The sequence below is a fragment of the Xanthomonas axonopodis genome (assembly GCF_001304695.1).
Classification (GTDB): domain Bacteria; phylum Pseudomonadota; class Gammaproteobacteria; order Xanthomonadales; family Xanthomonadaceae; genus Xanthomonas; species Xanthomonas axonopodis.
The window spans coordinates 22,175-29,231 of record NZ_JFAQ01000056.1; the positions used below are offsets into that span (position 1 = coordinate 22,175).

A 7,057-nucleotide genomic window follows, 5' to 3' on the forward strand; every position below is an offset into this window, starting at 1 on the left:
TGCCCTGGCCTATTGCTCCGGCTGTCGTCTCGGCCCGCCTGGGAGTGTCAATGTTTCGCGATTTCAGAATGTCGTTCGTGGTCACCGCTATCTGCCTGGGCCTGGCTGCGTGGTGGGGTCACACCTCGTCGATGGGGATCTGGCAGGCGCTGTGGCTATGCCTGGTGCTGAGCGTGCTGGAGGTGTCGTTGTCGTTCGACAACGCGGTGGTCAACGCCGGCGTGCTCAAGCACATGAACGCGTTCTGGCAACAACTGTTCCTCACCGTGGGCATCCTGATCGCCGTATTCGGCATGCGCCTGGTGTTCCCGATCGTGATCGTGTCGGTGGCCACCGGCATGGGCCTGGTGCCGGTGATGCAGATGGCGCTGAAGGAGCCGGACCGCTATAGCCAGGTGCTGACCGACAACTACCCGTCCATTGCCGCCTTCGGTGGCATGTTCCTGCTGCTGGTCTTCCTCAATTTCCTGTTCGACCAGGAGCGCAAGCTGCATTGGCTGGGCCCGGTGGAGCGGCTGGTCGGCAAGCTGGGCAAGGCCGATGCGATGTCGGTGATCGTGGCGGTGACGGTCCTGCTGGGCACCAAGCTGTTCCTGCCGGCCGGCATCTTCCAGAGCGTGCTGTTCGCAGGCCTGGGCGGCATCCTGCTGTATCTGCTGGTCGGCAGCGTGGATGCGCTGTTCGAAGCAGAAGAGAGCGAAGACGGCAGCATGGGCCCGGCCAAGCGTTCGGGCATCGCCGCCTTCCTGTATCTGGAAGTGCTGGACGCGTCGTTCTCGTTCGATGGCGTGATCGGCGCCTTCGCGATCACCCGCGACGTGGTGATCATCATGCTGGGCCTGGCGATCGGCGCGATGTTCGTGCGCTCGATGACCGTCTATCTGGTGCACAAGGGCACCCTGGACGAGTTCGTGTTCCTGGAGCATGGCGCCCATTACGCCATCGGCGTGCTGGCGATCATCATGCTGGTGGGCACGGTCTACCACGTCCCGGAGGTGCTGACCGGCCTGATCGGCGTGGCCTTCATCGCCGCCTCGGTGTGGTCGTCGATCCGCTACCGCAAGCGCCACCATGTCGGGCCGACCGAGATCTGAAAGCTCACCGGCAAGGTCGCGCGTCTGCTGCAAGGCCGGCGACACCGGAGAAGGTGGTGGCAGGTTGAAAAGCGCGATGACTTCCACGTTTGGTGTCGACGGCAGGTGAATGCGGTTCGCGAATCAGGACACTCCTGACTTGACCTGCGCAGTCGTATTTGTTCTTCCGCTGCGCGAGGCGACCGCTCGTCAGCGCAGCCCGTTGTCCTGCAAGGCTCATCGCACTTTGGGCATATTTGGTGTTGACCCCCTGTGGGTACCCCACTATCTTGTGGTTCGGTGGTGACCGCCCCCAAGTGGCACCGATTAGACGAAAGCGACGCGCAGGCAATGTCGCCTGCGGCTCCCATCTCAGCGACCTGTACGCGCCCCGGCATTGCCGCGGTCGCTTCCGGCCCAATGACGGCAGCGCGTTGCCACCGAAACACCATCATGCGACAGCACACCGCGTGATGGCGGCCGTGGGAGTTCAGGGAAATTGGTGGGTGATGCCGCCGCGGGCGATGCCTGTGCGCTGTGCGTCCGTGTCGCCAATGCCGTCTGGAACGCCGCTCGGCTGTCGCCTGCTCTCCGGCAGGTTCGTGTGCCTACGCATGGAGGACGCATGACCACCAACGACACCCTTGCCGCGATCGCCGCCGGTACCTTAACCACCACCCCCAGCGTTCCCGCCAGTGTCAGCGCGCCTGGTAGCGGCGCGCCGGAGTTGACCGACCCGTCGGACATCGTGCCGCCTCCCCGCCAAGCCATTGCAATGCACGCACAGACCATCGAAGAACAAAACGTCTCCACCTGGATTACAAAAGAGGCGGGCAATCGCAAGATTCCGTTCGAGCCGGAGCGCCTGAATCGCGCCATCGACCAGATCCATGCCGAGTTCCCGCAGCTGGATGTGGCCGACTACAAGCGCTCGGTGTTCGGCTTTGTCGAGCGCAAGGACAGCGTCAACGCCGACGACCTGGTCGACCACCTGATCCGCGAGGCCGAAGCCCGCGTCGATCTGACCACCCCGGAGTGGGAACACTTCGCTGCGCGTCTGTACCTGCGCCGCCTGTACAAGCGTGCCAGCCGCAACCGTTTCTACGACGCCAGCCAGAAGTACGGCTCGTTCGTGGGCCTGCAGGAAAGCCTGGCCGACCGCAATGTCTATTCCAACGACATCCTGCGGCGCTATTCCAAGGACGAGCTGATCGAAGCCGGCAAGATGATCGAGCCCGAGCGCGACAAGCTGTTTGCCTACAACGGCCTGTACCTGCTGGCCACGCGTTACCTGGCCACCGACAGCTCGCGCGGCGTGTTCGAACTGCCGCAGGAGCGTTGGCTGACCATTGCGCTGTACCTGATGCAGGACGAGATCGGCACCGGCAAGGGCAGCCGCGAGCGCCGCATGCAACTGGTGGGCGAGGCCTACTGGGCGCTGTCCAACCTGTACATGACCGTGGCAACGCCGACCCTGGCCAATGCCGGCAAGGTCGGCGGGCAGCTGTCGAGCTGCTTCATCGATACCGTCGACGACAGCCTGCAGGGCATCTACGACTCCAATACCGACGTGGCGCGCGTGTCCAAGCACGGCGGCGGCGTGGGCGCCTACCTGGGCTATGTGCGTTCGTCGGGCTCGGCGATCCGTGGCGTGTCCAATTCGTCCGGTGGCGTGGTGCCGTGGATCAAGCAGCTCAACAACACCGCCGTGTCGGTGGACCAGCTGGGCCAGCGCAAGGGCGCCATCGCGGTCTACCTGGACATCTTCCACCGCGACATCGAAGCGTTCCTGGACCTGCGCCTGAACAACGGCGACCAGCGCCTGCGCGCGCACGACGTGTTCACCTCGGTGTGCATCCCCGACCTGTTCATGGAAGCAGTCGAGCGTCGCGGCGACTGGTATCTGTTCGACCCGCACGAAGTGAAGCGGATCAAGGGCTGGTACCTGCAGGACTTCTATGACGAGAAGAAGGGCGATGCCAACGGCAGCTTCCGTCGCAAGTACGAAGAAGTCGTCGCCGACGAGCGCATCACGCGCAAGACCGTCAAGGCGATCGACATCTTCAAGCGCATCATGGTCAGCCAGCTGGAAACCGGCAACCCGTTCATGTTCTATCGCGATGAGGTCAATCGCAAGAACCCGAACAAGCACGAGGGCATGGTCTATTCGTCCAACCTGTGCACCGAGATCCTGCAGAACATGAGCCCGACGCGGATGATGCAGGAAATCATCAGCGGCAATCAGATCGTCACCACCAAGAAGGCGGGCGACTTCGTCGTGTGCAATCTGTCCTCGATCAACCTGGGCCGCGCGATCACCGTGCAGGCCGACCAGGCCGATCTGCTGGGCGCCGACGTGCTGGAGCGCTTGATCCCGATCCAGGTGCGCATGCTCGACAACGTGATCGACCTGAATCAGTTGCCGGTGCCGCAGGCCACCATCACCAACCAGAAGTACCGCGCCATCGGTCTTGGCACCTTCGGTTGGCACCACCTGCTGGCGCAGAAGTCCATCCACTGGAATGCCAAGGAAGCCGAGGATTACAGCGACGAGCTGTACGAGCGCATCAACTACCTGACCATCCAGGCGAGCATGGAGCTGGCTAAGGAAAAGGGCACCTACAGCGTGTTCCGCGGCAGCGACTGGCATAACGGCGAGTACTTCCGTGCGCGCGATTACAACAGCCCGCAATGGCTGGAGCTGTCGGCGCAGGTCGCGGTGAACGGCGTGCGCAATGCCTGGCTGCTGGCAGTTGCACCGAACATGAGCACCGCGCAGATTGCCGGTTCCACCGCGTCGATCGACCCGATCTACAGCGCGTTCTACTACGAAGAAAAGAAGGACTTCCGTCGCCCGGTCGCCGCGCCCGGCCTGTCGCTGGAGACCTGGCCGTACTACGAAAAGGGCGCCTACAAGGTCGACCAGTTCGCCAGTGTGCGCCAGAACGCCCGTCGCCAGCGTCACGTGGACCAGTCGATCAGCTTCAACTTCTACGTGCCCAGCACCATCCGTGCGAGCACGTTGCTGGACCTGCACATGACCGCCTGGCGCGAGGGTTTGAAGACCACGTACTACGTGCGCTCCAACGACATCGACATCAGTGAGTGCGAGTGGTGTTCGAGCTAAAGCGCATGCAGTAGCTAAGCGCATTCGCGCTTCGCTTCCACGGTTCGCGTTGCGAACCGTGGACCCTGCTTCACCAGCTCCCACACCCCGCGCCTTCGGCGCGCTCCTTGACTCAGGGGGCTTTCCTCCAGAATGATTGCTGCCGTCGTCCCCGCTGCGCGCGCGCGACGCCTGAAACACGAGTAGAGACCCATGTCCGCAACACCGCTTGAACGCATCAAAATTCTTGAGCCGCGTCACCCGAACCGTTCGACCAGCATCATCAACGGTCAGACCTCGGGCATCCTCAATTGGAACGACATCCCGTACCCGTCCTTCTATCGGGCCTACAAGGAACTGTCGACCAACTTCTGGATCCCCGACGAGGTGGACATGAAGGGCGATGCGCGCCAGTACAACGAGCTGTCGGCGCGCGAAAAGAATGCCTACGATTCGATCATCGGCCTGCTGGCCACGCTGGATTCGCCGCAGACGCGCTTCATCTACAACGTCGCCGAATACATCACCGACCCGGCCGCGCATGCCAATGCCGCCATCATCGGCCAGCAGGAAGTGATCCATAACGAGAGCTACAGCTACGTGCTGGCCTCGATCACCGGCCTGGCCGACCAGAACCGCGTGTTCGAAATCGCGCGCACGCACCCGACCATCATCAAGCGCAACGCGCCGATCATGGGCGCCTACGAAGACTTCATGCGCGACAAGACGGCTGAAACGCTGATTCGTTCGCTGATCCAGTCCTCGATCCTGGAAGGCATCAACTTCTATTCCGGCTTTGCGTATTTCTACAATCTGGTGCGCCAGAACCGCATGACCGGCACCGGCAAGATCATCAGCTTCATCAACCGCGACGAGCTGGCGCATTCCAAGTTCATCAGCGAGCTGATTCGCGCCATCATCGGCGAGAACCAGGCATTGCAGGGCGATGAGCTCACCGACTACGTGCACAAAGCGTTTGAGCACGCGATCGACCTGGAAACGGTGTGGACGGCCGAAGTGCTGGACGGCATCGACGGCATCGACGTGGACGAGATGATCCGTTACGTGAAGTACCGCGCCAACAAGATGGCCGGCATGCTCGGCATCGAGAAGCTGTACGAAGGCGCCAACGACAACGTGATGCCGTGGATCAAGGCCTACGCCGACAACTTCACCGAAACCAAGACCGATTTCTTCGAGATGCGCAATGCCTCGTACAAGAAGACCAACTCGGATAACGGGTTTGATGATTTGTGAGGGGCCGGCATTCGGGATTGGCAACAGCCACCCTATGCGTTTGATGTCTACCAGAATTCTTAGCTGCCGCGAGCATGGATATGCTTTATGTGATCGCTACGATGTGCTTGCTTGCCGTAATTTTGGCAGTAGTTTTGTGCAGTCTTTTGTTGACTACACACGCAGAGCTCAGGCGGCAGAGTGAGTCAATCAGCCGTCTGCATCAGGAGTTGCAGGGGCATTGGAAGGGTCACAATATTTGCATGCGCAGATACGCGCACTCCTCGAGAAGCAGCCTCCACCTTCGCGTGAGGAGTTCTGGAGCTACCAATTCAGCTCTGAGCTAATCCCCAATCCCCGCCCCATGAACATCCTGCTGGCCCTGGCATCGTTGAGCGGCAACACGCGTGATGTGGCGCGCAGTGTTGCGCGGCAGTGCGAGGCGGCCGGGCATGTGGTGACCTGGGTGGAGACCGACATGCAGCGGTTGGATCAGGTGCCGCATGCGCCAGGACAGTACGAGTTATTTCTGCTTGGTAGTTGGACCGACAACGGCGGGCGTACGCCGGCGGAGATGAAGCGTTTCATCGTCGAATTGGTCGACACGCTGGGCAAGCCACCGCGCGTTGCAGTGTTCGGCACTGGCGAAACGCAATGGGGCGAGGAATATTTTTGCGGTGCGGTGCACCGTATCGCGCGCTTCTTCGACAGCCCGTTTCCTCGTTTGACCATCGAACAGATGCCCCACGGCCAGCGCGACGCGCAGGCCATCGCCGCCTGGACCGATACGGTTCTGGCCCAATGCAAGAACGATCCCAATGCAGACCATTACCGTCACGTCGCCTGAGCACTACACCCAGACCCTGGCCGCGCATCCGCGCGCGCTGGTGGACTTCTACAAGGACAACTGCCCCGGCTGCCGCATGCTCGACATGTCGCTGGACAAGTTCGCCAACAGCGATGCCGCCAATGGCGTGGCCTTGTTGAAGGTCAAGCTGGAAGTGGTGGGCGAGGACTTTTTCCGCGACCTGGGCCTGCGCCAGACGCCGACCCTGGCGCTATACCGCGACGGCAGCGAGGTGGCGCGGTTACCTGGCTTCCAGTCGCCGGCGCAGGTGGAAGCGGCGGTACGCAACGGCCTGTGAGAGTGGCCGGCGCCCGGTCGATGCAAGGCGCCCGGCGATGAACGCCACGGTCACCATCGTCGCCTGGAGCTTCCTGCTGGCGGGGTTGGGCCTGTTGCCCGGTGCGGCGCTGCTGCCGGACCAGGCGCGCTGGATCTTGTTACCGGGGTGGTGGCGGCATCCTTGGCTGTCGCTTATGGCATGCGCCGCGTCGTCTGGTTGCGCCGGCATGGCACGGTGCTGGAAGCGAGCTTCGTCTGCGTTGAACGCAATGCGTCTTTGCAGGTCAACTGCATGCACCCGTTCCGTATCCTGGGCCATCGCCACGACCGTACCCACAACACGTTGACCGAGTATCGCAGCGACAACCTGTGGACCGACCCGCCGACGTCCCCCCGTCCTGAGTAGCGGCCGGGTTTAGAGTCCGGGGTTGATGATATCGGTATTGGCCAGCTGTTGGGCATACGCGGATGGCGTCATGCCGTCGATTGCCTTCTTGGGTCGCTCCTCGTTGTATT

At 62.0% G+C, this 7,057-nt stretch carries 5 protein-coding genes and 1 pseudogene; all 6 read left to right on the forward strand.

Annotated elements, in window-relative coordinates:
• Positions 1 to 50 precede the first annotated feature (50 nt).
• Positions 51 to 1,094, forward strand: coding sequence for a DUF475 domain-containing protein (locus tag XAXN_RS05945; protein ID WP_054318874.1), 1,044 nt, complete (start codon positions 51 to 53; stop codon positions 1,092 to 1,094).
• Between the two features lie 604 nt (positions 1,095 to 1,698).
• Positions 1,699 to 4,200: a ribonucleoside-diphosphate reductase subunit alpha gene (locus XAXN_RS05950; protein ID WP_054318875.1), complete on the forward strand. Its 2,502-nt coding sequence runs from the start codon at positions 1,699 to 1,701 to the stop codon at positions 4,198 to 4,200.
• A 192-nt stretch (positions 4,201 to 4,392) separates the two neighbouring features.
• Positions 4,393 to 5,436, forward strand: a complete 1,044-nt coding sequence (locus tag XAXN_RS05955) for a ribonucleotide-diphosphate reductase subunit beta (RefSeq protein ID WP_042824159.1) — start codon at positions 4,393 to 4,395, stop codon at positions 5,434 to 5,436.
• Between the two features lie 343 nt (positions 5,437 to 5,779).
• Positions 5,780 to 6,262 (forward strand): flavodoxin, encoded by a 483-nt coding sequence (locus XAXN_RS05960; protein ID WP_054318876.1) that lies wholly within the window; start codon positions 5,780 to 5,782, stop codon positions 6,260 to 6,262.
• The gene (locus XAXN_RS05965; RefSeq protein WP_054318877.1) at positions 6,234 to 6,560 is read left to right on the forward strand and encodes a thioredoxin family protein; all 327 of its coding nucleotides are present in this window, start codon (positions 6,234 to 6,236) and stop codon (positions 6,558 to 6,560) included. Before XAXN_RS05960 ends, XAXN_RS05965 begins: the two co-directional genes overlap by 29 nt.
• A 37-nt stretch (positions 6,561 to 6,597) precedes the next feature.
• Positions 6,598 to 6,923, forward strand: a pseudogene (locus tag XAXN_RS05970) (hypothetical protein); the annotation flags it as partial.
• Between the last annotated feature and the right edge of the window lie 134 nt (positions 6,924 to 7,057).